This window comes from Azoarcus sp. DN11 (genome assembly GCF_003628555.1).
GTDB lineage: Bacteria > Pseudomonadota > Gammaproteobacteria > Burkholderiales > Rhodocyclaceae > Aromatoleum.
This window is the reverse complement of sequence record NZ_CP021731.1, coordinates 1163951-1178442: the sequence shown is the minus strand read 5'-3', so window position 1 is coordinate 1178442 and position 14492 is coordinate 1163951. Positions and strand designations below refer to the sequence as shown.

Sequence of the window (14492 nt, the reverse complement as noted above, 5' to 3'; positions counted from 1 at the left end):
CTGCTGCCCTCAGGCGTCGCCCCGACCGCCGCACACCGCACAGTCCGGATCGCGCCCGAGCGAGACGCTGCGCCATTCCATGCTCAGCCCGTCGAGCAGCAGCAGGCGCCCGTCCAGCGTCGTCCCGCAGCCGACCAGCAGCTTCAGGGCTTCGGCCGCCTGCGTGGCGCCGATGATCCCGGTCAGCGGCGCAAACACCCCCATCACCGCGCAACGGATCTCCTCGACCTCCTGCCCTTCGGGGAACAGGCAGTGGTAGCACGGGCTTTCCGCCTGGCGCAGATCGAAAACCGACACCTGGCCATCGAAGCGGATCGCGGCACCAGACACCAGCGGCTTGCGATGGCGCGCGCAGGCACGGTTAATTGCATGGCGGGTGGCGAAATTGTCGGAGCAGTCGAGCACCACGTCCGCCGCCGCCACCTGCGCATCGAGCGCTTCGCCCTCGAGCCGCTGCGCCAGTGTCTCCACGCGCGCAAACGGGTTCAGGCGCAACAGCGTATCGCGGCCCGATTCGACCTTCAGGCGCCCGACGCCCTCCGCGCTGTGCAGGATCTGGCGTTGCAGATTGGTGAGATCGACGGTGTCGTTGTCGCACAGGACCAGCGTGCCGACGCCCGCTGCAGCGAGGTACATCGCCGCGGGCGACCCCAGCCCGCCGGCACCGACGACAAGCACACGCGCGGCCAGGATCGCCTCCTGGCCCTCGACGCCGATTTCGGGCAGCAGGATATGGCGGCTGTAGCGGAGCAGCTGATCGTCGTTCATCGGCACAAAGACCCACACGATGCCGGGAACGGCGCCGGCACTTCACCGCCCGGCCAGACCGGGCTCACCTGTATGCTCGCGATTCCGGCGGAGCGTGTCGAACAGGAAACGAGGATCGAGCGTTCGCGCTCCCGGTGCGAAGCATTCAGCCCCTCGAGCAGGCGCAGCGATTGCCGCGCCTGCCGGATCTGGCGAGGGGGATGTTCGGCGAAACGGATTTCCCGCTCCTTGAACAAGCCCGCCGCCACCGGGCGCTCACGATGGTGAGCGGCCAGTCTGCACGCGAATTTCGCGGCGCATCCCGGCCACCTCCCGTCCCTGCCTTATCGCCTCATTGTTTTTTATTCTGGACGATCTGCAGGCCCTTGAGAAGATTCAGGGCCTGGCCAAGCTGGTAGTCGTCCTTGCCGGCGAATTCGAAACGATGGGCCGACGATGCAGCCTCGTCGTCGCCCGCAGGCGCCTTGCTGCCTTCGCCCGCCGGTTGCTGCTGGGCCGCCGCCTTGGCCTTGCGCTCGGCATCCGGATCCTTGTCGTTGCCCAGGTGTCCGTCGAGGTCGGCTTCGCGCAGGCGGCGCGAGGACCCGTTCGCGCTCTCCTCGACGACGATATCCGGCTCGATGCCCTTGGCCTGGATCGAGCGGCCGCTCGGCGTGTAGTAACGCGCCGTCGTCAGCTTGATGGCCGTGTTGCTGTTGAGCGGCAGGATGGTCTGGACCGAGCCCTTGCCGAAGGTCTGCGTCCCCATCACCACCGCACGCTTGTGGTCCTGCAGCGCACCGGCAACGATCTCGGAGGCCGACGCGGAACCGCCATTGACCAGCACCACCATCGGCAGCGTGCGCGCTCCCGCCGGCAGCGCCTTGAGAAAATCATCGCGCGTGCCGCGCAGGTAATCCTCGGGGCTGGCGCGGTATTCGCGCTTCGCATCCTCGGTGCGGCCGTCCGTCGACACCACCAGCGAATTGGACGGCAGGAAGGCCGCCGCGACGCCGACGGCGCCATGCAGCAGGCCGCCCGGATCATTGCGCAGGTCGAGCACGAGGCCCTTGAGGTTGTTGCCCTTGGCCATCTTGCCGAGGTGCTCGACCACCGCCTGCGCGGTGTTCTCCTGGAACTGCGCGACGCGCACGTAGCCATAGCCCGGCTCGACAACCTTCGACTTGACGCTCTGCACCTTGATCACCTCGCGGGTGAGCTTCAGCACGATGGGCTTCTGCTCGCCCTTGCGCGCGATGGTCAGCGTGATGTCGGTCTTCGGCTTGCCGCGCATGCGCTTGACCGCGTCATTGAGGTTCATGCCCTTGACCGGCGTGTCGTCGAGCTTGACGATGAGGTCGCCCGCCTTGACCCCGGCACGATAGGCCGGCGTGTCCTCGATCGGCGAAATCACCTTGACGAAACCGTCTTCCATGCCGACCTCGATGCCCAGCCCGCCGAACTCGCCGTGCGTGCCGACCTGCAGTTCCTTGTACGCTTCGGCGTCGAGATAGGCGGAGTGCGGATCGAGGCCGCTCAGCATGCCGCTGATGGCGTGATTGATGAGCTTCTTGTCCTCGACGGGTTCGACGTAGCCCTGCTTGATCGCGTTGAAGACGTCGGCAAACGCGCGCAACTCTTCCACCGGCAGCGGTGCCTGCGCGGCCTTGTCGGCACTGGCGGAGAAATTGAGACTGATCAGTACGCCGGCCACCACGCCGGTCATCACCAATCCTGCTTTCTGAAGCTTGTTGCGCATGAGCACTCCATCGAGGAAACATCGCCCGGCTCACGCCGGAACATCTAATTGACCTGCACCCACTTCAGCGGATCGAGCGGCTGACCCCGGTGTCGGATTTCAAAGTATAAACCCGAATCACCACCGCCTCCGCTGGCGCCCACGCTGGCGATCGCATCGCCGCCGGCGATGTTGTCGCCGAGCTGCTTGAGCAGCGCATCGTTGTTGCCGTAGATGGTCAGGTAGTCGCCACCGTGGTCCACGATAATGAGATTGCCATATCCGCGCAGCCAGTCCGAAAAGACCACCTCCCCGGCCGCCACGGCGCGCACCTGCGTCCCGCCCGCCGCGCGGATGAAGACGCCGCGCCACGTGGTCCCGCCTTCCGCTCTTGGAGCGCCAAAGCGGCCGACGAGTTCTCCGCGCACGGGAAATCTCATCTTCCCGCGCAGCTGCGCGAAGCTGACGCCCGTCGGCGTCACCCCGGCGGACTGCCGGATCTCGCCGACCACGGGCTCGGAGCGGGCCTGGGCCGCCCGTGCCGGTCTGGTTTCGGCCGTGATGGCGGGGGCGGAATCAGCCCCCGCCCGGCTCGCGGCGGGCGGGGCGGGGGCGACGGGCTCCCGCGCGGCACGCTCGCTCGCCGCCTGCTCCCGGGCAGCCTTTGCCCGCGCGGCCAGCTCACGCGCGGCCTGCTCGCGCGCCGCCTTCGCTGCCGCCACCGCACGCGCCGCTTCGCGCTCGGCCGCACGACGCGCGAGCACCGCGACGAGGCGCCCGAGACGCTCCTGGTCCTGGCGCAGGGTCCGCTCCTCCTTGCGCTGGCTGCGCAGCTGCTCGGCGAATCCGGCCACGGCTTCCTTGCGCCGCACCTGCACCGCCTCCAGTTCCTTGTGCCGTACCTGCTGCTCCGCCTCGAGCGCGACGAGCCGGTCGCGCCGCGCCGTGATCGACTCGCCCAGGCGCTGCTTTTCCTTGAGGTCGGCGCGCAAGGTCTCGATCAGCTCGAGACGCGCCTTTCCGAGGTATTCCAGGTAATACGCATCGCGTGCCAGCTGGTTCGGATCGCGCGTCGACAGAAAAGGGGCGACGCCCCCTGCCGCGCCATGCACGTAATGCCGCCTCAGCCACTCCGCAAGCTCCGACTGCCGGCTCCCGATGCGTTCCTCGACGGCCTGCCGCTCGGCCTCGAGCATGGCGAGGTTCTTCTCGGCCGCCTCCCGATTGCCGGCGAGCTGCTGCAATTCGCGCTGGACACGGGAAACCGCGCGCTCGGCCTCGGCGAGATCCTCCGACGCATTCGAACGCGATTCCTCGGTATCGGCGATTTCCTTCTGCAGGTCGCGGATGCGCTGCCTGACCTCCGCGAGGTCGGAGCGCTTCTGGTCCACATCGCCGTTATCCGCCGCCTGCGCGGCGATGCCCGCCAGCAGAACGAACGCCGCCAGCGCGTGACGCAGGCAGCGCGGGCGCAGAATCTTCTTCATCACGACCACGACCGTCAGACCTTCGCCCTACCCTGGCCCGCCACGGCAGCCTGCGCCGCGCGACCGGTGTCTTCGTCCGCGAGGTGGTAACTCCTGATCGGACGCAGGCTGGCGTCCAGCTCATACACCAGTGGCTGCCCCGTCGGAATATCGAGGGTGACGACCTCCTCGTCCGGGATGCTGTCGAGGTGCTTGACCAGGGCGCGCAGGCTGTTGCCGTGCGCCACGATCAGGATGCGGCGGCCCGCGAGGATCTGCGGCACGATCACCGTCTCCCAGTACGGCACGAGGCGCGCCATGGTGTCCCTGAGGGATTCGGTGCGGGGAAACTGCGCGCGCGGCAGGCTTGCGTAGCGCGGGTCGTTCAGCGTGAGCCGCTCATCGCCCTCGGCGAGCGCGGGCGGCGGGACGTCGTACGAACGGCGCCACGCGAGCACCTGCTCCTCGCCGAACCTCGCCGCCGTCTCGGCCTTGTCGAGCCCCTGCAGCGCGCCGTAGGAGCGCTCGTTCAGGCGCCACGAATGCTCCACCGGCAGCCACAGCGCATCGAGCTCCTCGAGGACGATGTCGAGCGTCTTGATGGCGCGCTTGAGCACCGAGGTGAAGGCAAGGTCGAAAGCATGCCCCTCGCGCCTGAGCAGGCGGCCGGCCTCGCGGGCTTCCTCGAAGCCCTTCGCGGAAAGATCCACATCGGCCCAGCCGGTAAAACGGTTCTCCTTGTTCCAGGTCGACTCGCCATGACGAAGCAGAACGATTTTGTACATGAACGCTCAGAGGGTTTTGATGACGTTGACCGAGGACCCACGGCCCCCTGACCGGCACCGTACGGACACCCGGATCGGGCTTGCGGGCGCTCAAAGGCACCGATGGCACGCTTTTGCGGGCCGCGGTATTTTATACTACCAGCCTGATCCGTACTTCCCGCCATCGTGGATACCAAGACCATCATCGACCTGATCGACAAGCACGAGCACATTGAAACCGCCGCGCGCGCGCTCAAGGCGATCGCTCATCCGCTGCGCCTGAAGATCCTGTGCGTGCTCGGCGAGAACGAGGTCTGTGTCCAGGACATCGTCGAAGCGGTCGGCACCTCGCAAAGCAACATTTCCCAGCATCTCGCCATCCTGCGCGACAAGGCCGTGCTGCAGACCCGCAAGGACGCCAACCGCGTGTATTACCGCATCTGCGACCAGCGGACCCTGCAGCTCATCGCGCTGATGCGCGAAGTGTTCTGCAACGACACGCCCGGCAGGAACTGATCGCCGGACCAGCGGCACCTCGCCCGCCCCCTGAAAAGAAAAGCAACCGGAGCAAGACTACGTGGAATTCCTGCAGCAAAACTGGTATTGGGCCGCGCTCGCGGCGGCGAGCGGCGCATGGCTGCTCTTCGACTTCGCCCGCAGCCAGGGCGACAAGTCGCAGCTGTCGCCGGTCGAGGCGACGCTGCTGATCAACCGCGAGGACGCGCAAGTGCTCGACATCCGCGAGCAGAGCGAGTTCGCCGGCGGTCACATCCCGAACGCACGCCACGTCCCGCTCGGCGAGCTCGAACGGCGCAGCGGTGACCTGGAAAAATTCAAGGACCGCCCGATCATCCTGTGCTGCGCGACGGGCAACCGCTCCGCCGCGGCCCTCGCCACGCTCCGGAAAGCCGGCTTCGAGAAGCTCTTCAATCTGCGCGGCGGCATCGCCGAGTGGGAGAAGGCGGGCCAACCACTCAGCCGCAAGAGGAAATGACGATGCAGCCCAAGATCCGCATGTACGCGACCGCGGTGTGTCCCTACTGCGTCCGCGCCGAGCAGCTGTTGCGGCGCAAGGGGGTGCAGGACATCGAGAAGATCCGCGTGGACCAGGACCCCGCGCGGCGCGACGAGATGATCAGCATCACCGGCCGGCGCACCGTGCCGCAGATCTTCATCGGCGAAACGCACGTCGGCGGCTGCGACGACCTCTACGACCTCGAACACCAGGGCAAGCTCGACGCACTGCTGCAACAGGCCTGAGCAATCCTTCCTCATCTTTCATCCCGTTTCAATATCCCAGGCACTCACATGTCCGACAACACCCAGAACGCCGAAAACCCCGTCTTCTCGATCGAAAAGCTTTACGTGAAGGATCTGTCGCTGGAGGTGCCCAACGCCCCGCGCATCTTCCTCGACCGCGAGAATCCGCAGATCAACGTGCAACTGCGTACCGAAGCCAGCAACGTCGACGAAGGCATCTACGAAGTCACCCTGACGGTCACCGTCTCGGCCAAGCTCGCCGAGGACCGCACGGTATTCCTCGTCGAAGTCGCACAGGCGGGCATCTTCCAGATCCGCAACATCCCCGAGGGCGACCTGGAGCCGGTCACCATGATCGGCTGCCCGAACATCCTCTTCCCCTACGCCCGCGAGGCCATCTCCGACGCCGTCACGCGCGCGGGGTTCCAGCCCGTGGTCCTCGCCCCGGTCAACTTCGAGGCGCTGTTCCAGGCGCAGCAGCAACAGTCCGAGTCCCGCGAGCCGGGCGAACTGCCGATCCAGTAAGACCGATGCGCACCCAGCTCCACGCCGTCGTGCTCGCCGCCGCGCTCGCCCTGCCTGCGGCGGGCGCGCATGCGATCGACTACCGCTCGGTTTCCGAGCCGGCCATCCTGTTCGACTCGCCGTCCGAAAAGGGCAAGCGGCTGTTCATCGTCGCTGCCGGCACCCCGCTGGAAGTCGTCGTCAGCCTCGACAAGTGGGCCAAGGTCCGTGATGCCGGCGGTTCGATCAACTGGATCGAGCGCCGCCTTCTCTCGGACAAGCGCACCGTGATGGTGACCAGCGCGCGCGGCGTCGTGCGCCAGCGCCCCGCCGCCGACGCCCCGATCGCCTTCGAGACCTCGAAGGACGTGATCCTCGAAGTCACCGGCAACGCCAACGAGGGCTGGCTGCCCGTGCGCCACAAGGAAGGCGCGAGCGGCTATGTGCGCGTGACCGAGGTCTGGGGGCTTTGAGCCAGAAGCGCATTGCCGTGTTCGGCGCCGGCGCCTGGGGCACCGCGCTGGCGCTGGCCTTCTCGGCGCGTCACCGCGTCATCCTGTGGGGACGCGACGCCGCCCACGTCGAGACGCTGGCCGCAACACGGCAAAACGCGCGCTATCTCCCCGATGTACCGCTGCCGGCCGCGCTGGATCTGACGGCCGATTTCGAAACGGCCGCCCGCGGCGCCGACCTGCACCTGGTCGTCACGCCGCTCGCGGGGCTGCGCGACACCGCCGGCCGACTGAACCGGCTGCAGCCCGGCACGCCGCTGATCTGGGCGTGCAAGGGCCTCGAGGCCGGCACCGGCCGCTTGCCGCACGAGATCATCCGCGAAGAACTGGGGCCGGTCGCGCCTTGCGGCGTCCTCACGGGCCCGAGCTTTGCCGCCGAGGTCGCCCGCGGCATGCCGACTGCCGTCACGCTGGCCGCGTCGAACCCCGATTTCGCGCAGGAGTGGGTACGCACGCTGCATCAGCCGCAGCTGCGGATCTACGCCAACACCGACGTCGTCGGGGCGGAGATCGGCGGCGCGATCAAGAACGTCCTCGCGATCGCCGCCGGCGTCTCCGACGGCATGGGCTTCGGCCTCAACGCGCGCGCAGCATTGATCACGCGCGGGCTCGCCGAGATGGCGCGTCTGGCGACCGCTCTCGGCGGGCGCGCCGACACGCTGATGGGGCTCGCGGGGATGGGCGACCTGATCCTGACCTGCACCGGCGACCTGTCGCGCAACCGCCGCGTCGGCCTGGCGCTCGCGCAGGGCAAGACGCTCGCGGACATCCTGACGGAACTGGGGCACGTCGCCGAAGGCGTCTCCACGGCGCGCGAAGTGGCAAGCCTCGCCGCCCGACACGGCGTCGAGATGCCCCTGTGCGCGGCGGTCGACACGCTGCTCCACGACAACCGGCTCGGGCCGCGCGAAGTGGTCGAACAGCTCCTGTCGCGCGAACCGCGCCGGGAATAAGCCAAGATTGACGCCAGCCGCCAGCGGCGCCGACGGCCTTCCCTAGCGCGCCGCACCGGCAAACCCCAGCTGCCGCCACGCCTCGAACACCACGACCGCCACCGCGTTCGACAGGTTCACGCTGCGATTCGACGGGCACATCGGGATATGCAGCGTGTTGCCTTCGGGCAACGCGGCGAGCACGTCGGCCGGCAGGCCGCTCGTTTCCCGTCCGAACAGCAGCACGTCGCCCTCGCGGTATTCGACGCGATCGTAGCGCTGCGCCCCCTTCGTGCTCAGCGCGAACATCCGTCGCCCCGCCAGCGCGCGCCGGCAGACCTCCCAGTCGTCATGGACGCTGACACGCGCCAGGTCGTGGTAATCGAGTCCCGCCCGCGCCAGCTGCCGGTCGGAGAGATCGAAGCCGAGCGGGCGGACGAGATGTAGATGGGCTCCGGTATTGGCGGCCAATCGAATGGAATTGCCCGTATTGGGCGGAATTTCGGGTTGGTACAGGACGATATCGAGCATTTCAGGCAGGCGATGGAGTACGCGCAACGACCCGGTTCACGACGCGGGCCGCGCCATGCGATTTTAACGTGCGGGCCAGCTCGTCGAGCGTTGCCCCGGTGGTCATCACGTCATCGACCACGACGACCGTCTTGCCTGCGAATTCACCCTGGCAGCGAAACGCGCCGCGCAGGTTGCGCCGTCGCTCCAGCCACGGCAGCGACGCCTGCGGCGGCGTATCGCGGCTCCGCTCGACCGCGGCGGCGTCGAACGGGAGCCCCCACGCACGCGCCAGCGGGCGCGCGATCTCGGCCGCCTGGTTGAAGCCACGCTCGCGCAGCCGGCGGGGATGGAGCGGCATCGGCACCACGATCGCGCCCTCGGCCGGAGCAAACCCTTCCAGCAGACTCGCCAGGAAGGGCGCCAACGCGAGCCGGCTCCCGTACTTCAACGCCTGCACAAGCCGGTCGGCCGGAAACACATACGGCAGGGCCGCGACCGTCGCATCGAAGGCGGGCGTCGTGCGCTGGCAGCTACCGCAGACCAGCCCGTCCTGCACCGGGATCGCGCACACCGGGCACGCTTCCGAGATTTGCGGCAAGTCGGCGCGACAAGGCCCGCAAAGCAGCGCGGGGCCTGCATTCTGCCCGCACACGAAGCAGTCGTTCGGCATGAGGCGTGCCGCCAACAGGCGCGACAGCGTCCCCATACGGTAAGGTACGTTTGACAAGTTTTTCCCGAATGGACGAATATGGGCGACTTCGCATTACATCCCGGAACCGCTTTCATGACAATGACTTCTGCGTGCCGCAGTCTCGACACCCAGCCCGCCGCCAACGCCGCCGATCGCAGGAAATGGACCGTCGCCGAGGCCGAAGCATTGTTCGAACTGCCGTTCATGGACCTTGTCTTCCGCGCCCAGCAGGTGCACCGCGAGCACTTCGACCCCAACGCGGTGCAGCGCTCGACGCTGCTGTCGATCAAGACCGGCGGCTGCTCCGAGGACTGCAGCTATTGCTCGCAATCGGCCCGCTACCGGACCGGACTGGACCGCCAGCAGCTGATGGCCGTGGCCGAAGTGGTCGAGAAGGCCAAGGCCGCCAAGGCCAAGGGTGCCAGCCGCTTCTGCATGGGCGCCGCGTGGAAGGGCCCCAAGGAGCGCGAGATGGAAACCGTCCTCGCGATGGTGCGCGAGGTCAAGGCGCTCGGCATGGAGACCTGCGTGACCCTGGGCATGCTCAAGGGTGAACAGGCGCAGCAGCTCAAGGATGCGGGCCTCGACTACTACAACCACAACGTGGACACCGCGCCCGAGTACTACGACAAGGTCATCACAACGCACACCCTCGCCGACCGCCTCGACACCCTCGACCAGGTGCGCAACGCCGGCATCAACGTCTGCTCCGGCGGCATCATCGGCATGGGCGAAGGCCGCAGCGGCCGTGCCGGCCTGCTCGTGCAGCTGACAAACATGGATCGCCCGCCGGAGTCGGTGCCGATCAACAACCTCGTCGCGATCCCCGGCACGCCGCTGGCGGATGCCGAGAAGCTCGACCCCTTCGAATTCGTGCGCACGATCGCCGCTGCCCGCATCATGATGCCGGGCAGTTTCGTGCGCCTGTCCGCCGGTCGCGAGCAGATGAGCGACGAGATGCAGGCGCTGTGCTTCATGGCCGGCGCGAACTCGATCTTCTACGGCGACCGCCTGCTCACGACGGACAACCCGGAAGCCGACCGCGACGAAACCCTGTTCGCCCGCCTCGGCCTGCGTCCGATCTGAGCGGCCCGCAAGGGATGGCCGGCGAAGCCGACTTCGCGCTCGACCGCAAACTCCTGATCCGGCGCTTCGGGCGCGCGGCGGCAAGCTGCGACGAGGTCGCCGTGCTCGCGCGCGAGGTCGCGCGACGCATGGACGAGCGGCTCGAATACATCCGCATCGACCCCAAGCGCATTCTCGACCTGGGCTGCGGCACCGGCGCGGATTTCGACGCACTCGGACGGCGCTTTCCCTCGGCGCAGCGCGTCGGCGCGGACTTCGCGCTGCCGATGCTCGCACGCGCACGCGGTTCGCGCAGCCTGCTCGACCGCCTGCGCACGCTCGGGCGCCCGCAAGGTCCGTCACTCGCCTGCGCCGATGCCGCGGCCCTGCCCTTCGCGCGCGGCAGCATGTCGCTGGTGTGGTCCAACCTGATGCTCAACTGGCTCGCCGATCCCCTCCCTGCGCTGCGCGAAATGCACCGCGTGCTGGAGGTCGACGGCATGCTGATGTTCTCGTCGCTGGGCCCGGACACGCTGCGCGAGCTGCGCGCGGCGCTGCCCGCCGCGCGGGGCGAGCGCGTGCACCGCTTCATCGACATGCACGACCTCGGCGACGCGCTGGTGCAGGCCGGTTTCTCCGACCCGGTCATGGACATGGAAGTGCTGACCCTGACCTACGCCGACCTCGACGAGCTGCTGCGCGACCTGCGCCTGTCGGGCTGCGCGAATGCGAGCACCGCACGGCCGCGCGGCCTGTCGGGCAAGGGCGGCTGGGAAGCCGCCCGGCAGGCGCTGGAAGCGATGCGCACCGACGGCCGCCTGCCCGCGACCTTCGAGATCGTGCAGGGACACGCGTGGAAAGCCCAGCCGAAGACGACGGAAGACGGCCGCTCGGTCATCCGCTTCCAGCCGCGACCGGGAAAGTCCTGACCGACAGGTGAACCATCCCGCGACCGGGCCGGTGTGGCTCTTCGACCTCGACAACACGCTGCACAACGCCAGCGCGCACATCTTCCCGCACATCAACCTGAGCATGACCGCCTACGTCGCGCGGCACCTGGCGCTCAGCGACGACGACGCCAACGCCCTGCGCGTGCGCTACTGGCGGCGCTATGGCGCGACGCTGACGGGGCTCATGCGCCACCACGGCATCGATCCGCATGATTTCCTCAGGGAAACGCACCGGTTCGAGCGTCTGCACAAGATGATGGTGTTCGAGCGCGCCCTCGGGGCGCTGCTGCGCCGCCTGCCGGGGCGCAAGATCGTGTTCTCCAACGGCCCGCAAGGCTACGCCGGGGCGGTGCTGGACGCGATGGGGATCCGCCGGCATTTCAGCGACGTGTACGGCATCGAGCAGATGCGCTTCCACCCCAAGCCGCAGACGCACGCCTTCCGCCACCTGCTGCACGACCTCAAGCTGCTGCCGCAGCGCTGCATCCTGGTCGAGGATTCGGCGGAGAATCTGCGCACCGCCCGCCGGCTGGGCATGAAGACCGTGCTGGTCGGGCGGGGCGTGAAAAAGCCGGCCTACGTCGACGCGCGGATCGCCTCGATTCTCGATCTGCGCCGTGCGGCCGGCCGGCTGCTGCCCCGGTGAGAGCTCACCAGGGCGAGGAGCGCACGACCCTCAGTACCCGGCTTTCATCCAGCGCGCCGCATCGAGCGCGAAATAGGTCAGGATGCCGTCGGCGCCGGCACGCTTGAACGACAGCAGCGCCTCCATCACGCACGCCTCCTCCGCCAGCCAGCCGTTGGCGATCGCCGCCTTCAGCATCGCGTACTCGCCGCTCACCTGGTAGGCGTACGTCGGCACCTGCAGCTCGGTCTTCACGCGGCGCACGATGTCGAGGTAAGGCATGCCGGGCTTGACCATGAACATGTCGGCGCCCTCGGCGATGTCGAGTGCCACCTCGCGGATCGCCTCGTCGGTGTTCGCCGGATCCATCTGGTAGGTGTATTTGTTGCCCTTGCCGAGGTTGCCGGCCGAACCGACCGCGTCGCGGAACGGCCCGTAGAAGCTCGACGCGTATTTCGCCGAATACGCAAGGATGCGCGTGTAGATGCGGTTGTCGCTGTCGAGCTCGGCGCGGATGCGCGCGATACGGCCGTCCATCATGTCCGACGGCGCGACCACGTCGGCGCCGGCCTGGGCATGGCACAGGGCCTGTTTCGCCAGCGCCTCCAGCGTCTCGTCGTTGAGCACGTAGCCGCGCGGATCTTCCGAGTCGATCAGGCCGTCCTGGCCGTGGCTGGTGTAAGGGTCGAGCGCCACGTCGGTGATCACGCCCAACTCGGGGAAGCGCGCCTTCAGCGCCTGCACCACGCGCGGCACGAGGCCGTCCGGATTCCACGCCTCCTCGGCCCCCTCGGTCTTGCCAGACGCCTCGATGACGGGAAAGAGCGCCAGCGCAGGGACGCCCAGCGACACGGCCTCTTCGGCAACATGCAACAACTTGTCGAGCGACACGCGCGTCACACCCGGCATCGACGGCACCGCCTGCGTGACGTTGTTGCCCTCGAGGACGAACACGGGGTAGATCAGGTCGTCGGCCGACAGGCGCGATTCGCGCATCAGGCGGCGGGAGAACTCGTCGCGGCGCATCCGCCGCATGCGGGTCGCGGGAAAGATTCCGGTGGGACGCATGTTCGCTCCAGCTCCAGTTCAGTTAATCGACAAGAAATATAAGGTAACGAATCCGATTGGGAACTTTTCCCATTCGTGTTTACTCTGACAGTTCGGATGGTGACGAGCCGTCCCCCGCTTCACCTCCCTGAGCGGGCGCCTTAATCCCGTTAAGGCATTTGGCCCCGGGCTTTATCCCCTTTAGCCCGGGGTTTTTATTTTCCCGCCGCACCGAGCCGCGCCCCTGTCGGGACCGCCGGCAAATCGTCCGTCGGCAGATTGAGCCAGCCGGCAACCGTGTGCTCGACCTCCTCCATGCCGACCTTCTTCAGGCTGGAAAAGAGCTGGACCGTCACCTGCGCGCCCAGGCCGGCCAGTTCGCGACGCACTGCCGCGAGCGTCGCTGCCGCCTCGTTGCGCGACAGCTTGTCCGCCTTCGTCAGCAGCGCGTGGATCGGACGCCCACTCGGCACGAACCACTCGATCATCTGGCGGTCCAGCGGCGTCAGCGGATGGCGCGAATCCATGATCAGCACCAGGCCGACGAGATTCTCGCGCCGGCGCAGGTAGTTCTCCAGCAGCCCCACCCACTGCCGGCGGATCGCCTCGGGCACCTTTGCATAGCCATAGCCCGGCAGGTCGACCATCACCGCGCCGCAATCGAGCCGGAAGAAGTTGATCAGCTGCGTGCGCCCCGGCGTCTTCGAAACATATGCCAATCGCGTATGGTCGGCAAGCGTATTGATGGCACTCGACTTGCCGGCATTCGAACGACCCGCGAACGCGATCTCGGGCCCGTCGGGGATCGGCAGATCGCCGGCTTTTGCAATGGAAATCTCGAATTTTGCGTTGCGGAAGAGCGACATCGGGAAGAGGGGAAAACGCGGATGGGGTTTGCGGGTGGCCCACATTGCATCGCGCAAATCCAGCCACCTGTTATAGAATACCGCGTTTGCGACAACCACTCACGGCTTTCTGAGGACACCATGATCAAGCGTTCCCTGCTGCTCTCGCTGCTGCTGGTTGCGGGCGGCCTTCACGCCCAGGACCAGGCCCCCGACCTCGCCAAGGCGAAACAGACTGCGGAGACTCTCTGCGTTGGGTGCCACGGCGCCGACGGCAACAGCCCGGTTCCGGTCAATCCGAACCTCGCGGGCCAGCACGCCGACTACATCTTCAAGCAGCTGAAGGACTTCAAGAGCTGGAACGGCAAGCCGGCAGCACGCGAAAACCCGATCATGGGCGGCATGGTGACCGCGCTCGAGGAAGCCGACATGAAGGCGCTGGCGATGCATTTCTCATCGCAGACGCTGCAGCCCGACTCGTCCAAGAACGCCGACCTCGCGAAGCTCGGCCAGAACATCTGGCGCGCCGGCCTCCCCGCCAAGGGCGTTCCCGCCTGTGCGGGCTGCCACGGCCCGGCCGGTGCCGGTCTGCCGGCGCAGTTCCCGCGCCTCGCGGGCCAGCATCCCGATTACACCGAAGCGCAGCTGAAGGCCTTCCGCGACGGCGTGCGCAAGAACGATCCGGCCCAGATGATGCAGACCATCGCGCTGAAGATGACCGACCCCGAGATGAAGGCCGTCGCCGACTACACTGCCGGCCTGCGCTAAGCGCTCGATCTGCAGCAATCCCGAAAGGGGTGGCCTCGCCACCCCTTTTCTTTTTCCGGTGCCGT

Annotated in this window: 18 protein-coding genes; 10 read left to right on the top strand and 8 right to left on the bottom strand. The window is 67.5% G+C overall.

Going from position 1 to position 14492, the window contains the following annotated elements; genetic code table 11:
- Positions 1-9 precede the first annotated feature (9 nt).
- The 4 genes from CDA09_RS05310 to gpmA form a co-directional block, all read right to left on the bottom strand.
- The gene (locus tag CDA09_RS05310) at positions 10-768 is read right to left on the bottom strand and encodes a HesA/MoeB/ThiF family protein (protein ID WP_121427666.1); all 759 of its coding nucleotides are present in this window, start codon (positions 766-768) and stop codon (positions 10-12) included.
- A gap of 331 nt (positions 769-1099) precedes the next feature.
- The gene (locus CDA09_RS05305) at positions 1100-2506 is read right to left on the bottom strand and encodes a S41 family peptidase (protein WP_121427665.1); all 1407 of its coding nucleotides are present in this window, start codon (positions 2504-2506) and stop codon (positions 1100-1102) included.
- Positions 2507-2550: 44 nt separating this feature from the next.
- The gene (locus tag CDA09_RS05300; RefSeq protein WP_121427664.1) at positions 2551-3972 is read right to left on the bottom strand and encodes a murein hydrolase activator EnvC family protein; all 1422 of its coding nucleotides are present in this window, start codon (positions 3970-3972) and stop codon (positions 2551-2553) included.
- 14 nt (positions 3973-3986) lie between these two features.
- Complete coding sequence (gene gpmA / locus CDA09_RS05295; RefSeq protein WP_121427663.1) at positions 3987-4736, bottom strand: 2,3-diphosphoglycerate-dependent phosphoglycerate mutase; 750 nt, start codon at positions 4734-4736, stop codon at positions 3987-3989.
- A gap of 165 nt (positions 4737-4901) precedes the next feature.
- Here gpmA and CDA09_RS05290 point away from each other — a divergent pair, with 165 nt between their 5' ends.
- From CDA09_RS05290 to CDA09_RS05265, 6 genes are all read left to right on the top strand, one after another.
- Positions 4902-5231: an ArsR/SmtB family transcription factor gene (locus tag CDA09_RS05290; RefSeq protein WP_121427662.1), complete on the top strand. Its 330-nt coding sequence runs from the start codon at positions 4902-4904 to the stop codon at positions 5229-5231.
- Positions 5232-5292: 61 nt separating this feature from the next.
- Positions 5293-5709, top strand: a complete 417-nt coding sequence (locus tag CDA09_RS05285) for a rhodanese-like domain-containing protein (RefSeq protein WP_121427661.1) — start codon at positions 5293-5295, stop codon at positions 5707-5709.
- Positions 5710-5711: 2 nt separating this feature from the next.
- Complete coding sequence (gene grxC / locus CDA09_RS05280; protein WP_121427660.1) at positions 5712-5975, top strand: glutaredoxin 3; 264 nt, start codon at positions 5712-5714, stop codon at positions 5973-5975.
- Positions 5976-6023: 48 nt separating this feature from the next.
- Positions 6024-6500, top strand: a complete 477-nt coding sequence (gene secB / locus CDA09_RS05275) for a protein-export chaperone SecB (RefSeq protein ID WP_121427659.1) — start codon at positions 6024-6026, stop codon at positions 6498-6500.
- A 5-nt stretch (positions 6501-6505) separates the two neighbouring features.
- A complete protein-coding gene (locus CDA09_RS05270; protein ID WP_121427658.1) occupies positions 6506-6952 on the top strand; it encodes an SH3 domain-containing protein in 447 nt (148 codons plus the stop codon).
- Positions 6949-7944, top strand: coding sequence for an NAD(P)H-dependent glycerol-3-phosphate dehydrogenase (locus CDA09_RS05265; RefSeq protein WP_121427657.1), 996 nt, complete (start codon positions 6949-6951; stop codon positions 7942-7944). The genes CDA09_RS05270 and CDA09_RS05265 overlap by 4 nt, the downstream gene beginning before the upstream one ends.
- A 42-nt stretch (positions 7945-7986) precedes the next feature.
- Here the strand turns inward: CDA09_RS05265 and CDA09_RS05260 are convergent, their stop codons facing one another.
- Both CDA09_RS05260 and CDA09_RS05255 read right to left on the bottom strand, forming a co-directional pair.
- Positions 7987-8454, bottom strand: a complete 468-nt coding sequence (locus tag CDA09_RS05260) for a tRNA (cytidine(34)-2'-O)-methyltransferase (RefSeq protein ID WP_121427656.1) — start codon at positions 8452-8454, stop codon at positions 7987-7989.
- Between the two features lies 1 nt (position 8455).
- Positions 8456-9142 carry a ComF family protein gene (locus tag CDA09_RS05255; RefSeq protein WP_121427655.1) on the bottom strand — a complete coding sequence of 229 codons (687 nt, stop codon included), beginning with the start codon at positions 9140-9142 and terminating at the stop codon, positions 8456-8458.
- 78 nt (positions 9143-9220) lie between these two features.
- Between CDA09_RS05255 and bioB the strand changes: the two genes are divergently transcribed.
- From bioB to CDA09_RS05240, 3 genes are read left to right on the top strand one after another with little or no spacing between them, the layout of a single operon-like run.
- Positions 9221-10213: a biotin synthase BioB gene (gene bioB / locus CDA09_RS05250; RefSeq protein WP_121427654.1), complete on the top strand. Its 993-nt coding sequence runs from the start codon at positions 9221-9223 to the stop codon at positions 10211-10213.
- 14 nt (positions 10214-10227) lie between these two features.
- Positions 10228-11121, top strand: coding sequence for a methyltransferase domain-containing protein (locus CDA09_RS05245; RefSeq protein ID WP_121427653.1), 894 nt, complete (start codon positions 10228-10230; stop codon positions 11119-11121).
- A gap of 7 nt (positions 11122-11128) precedes the next feature.
- Positions 11129-11788 carry a pyrimidine 5'-nucleotidase gene (locus CDA09_RS05240; protein WP_121427652.1) on the top strand — a complete coding sequence of 220 codons (660 nt, stop codon included), beginning with the start codon at positions 11129-11131 and terminating at the stop codon, positions 11786-11788.
- 30 nt (positions 11789-11818) lie between these two features.
- On the opposite strand, the gene hemB is transcribed toward CDA09_RS05240, so the two are convergent.
- Entirely contained in the window at positions 11819-12835 is a 1017-nt protein-coding gene (hemB, locus tag CDA09_RS05235; RefSeq protein WP_121427651.1) for a porphobilinogen synthase, read from the bottom strand.
- 194 nt (positions 12836-13029) lie between these two features.
- The gene (gene yihA / locus CDA09_RS05230; protein WP_121430743.1) at positions 13030-13680 is read right to left on the bottom strand and encodes a ribosome biogenesis GTP-binding protein YihA/YsxC; all 651 of its coding nucleotides are present in this window, start codon (positions 13678-13680) and stop codon (positions 13030-13032) included.
- 120 nt (positions 13681-13800) lie between these two features.
- Here yihA and CDA09_RS05225 point away from each other — a divergent pair, with 120 nt between their 5' ends.
- Positions 13801-14427, top strand: coding sequence for a c-type cytochrome (locus CDA09_RS05225; protein WP_121427650.1), 627 nt, complete (start codon positions 13801-13803; stop codon positions 14425-14427).
- Positions 14428-14492 lie beyond the last annotated feature (65 nt).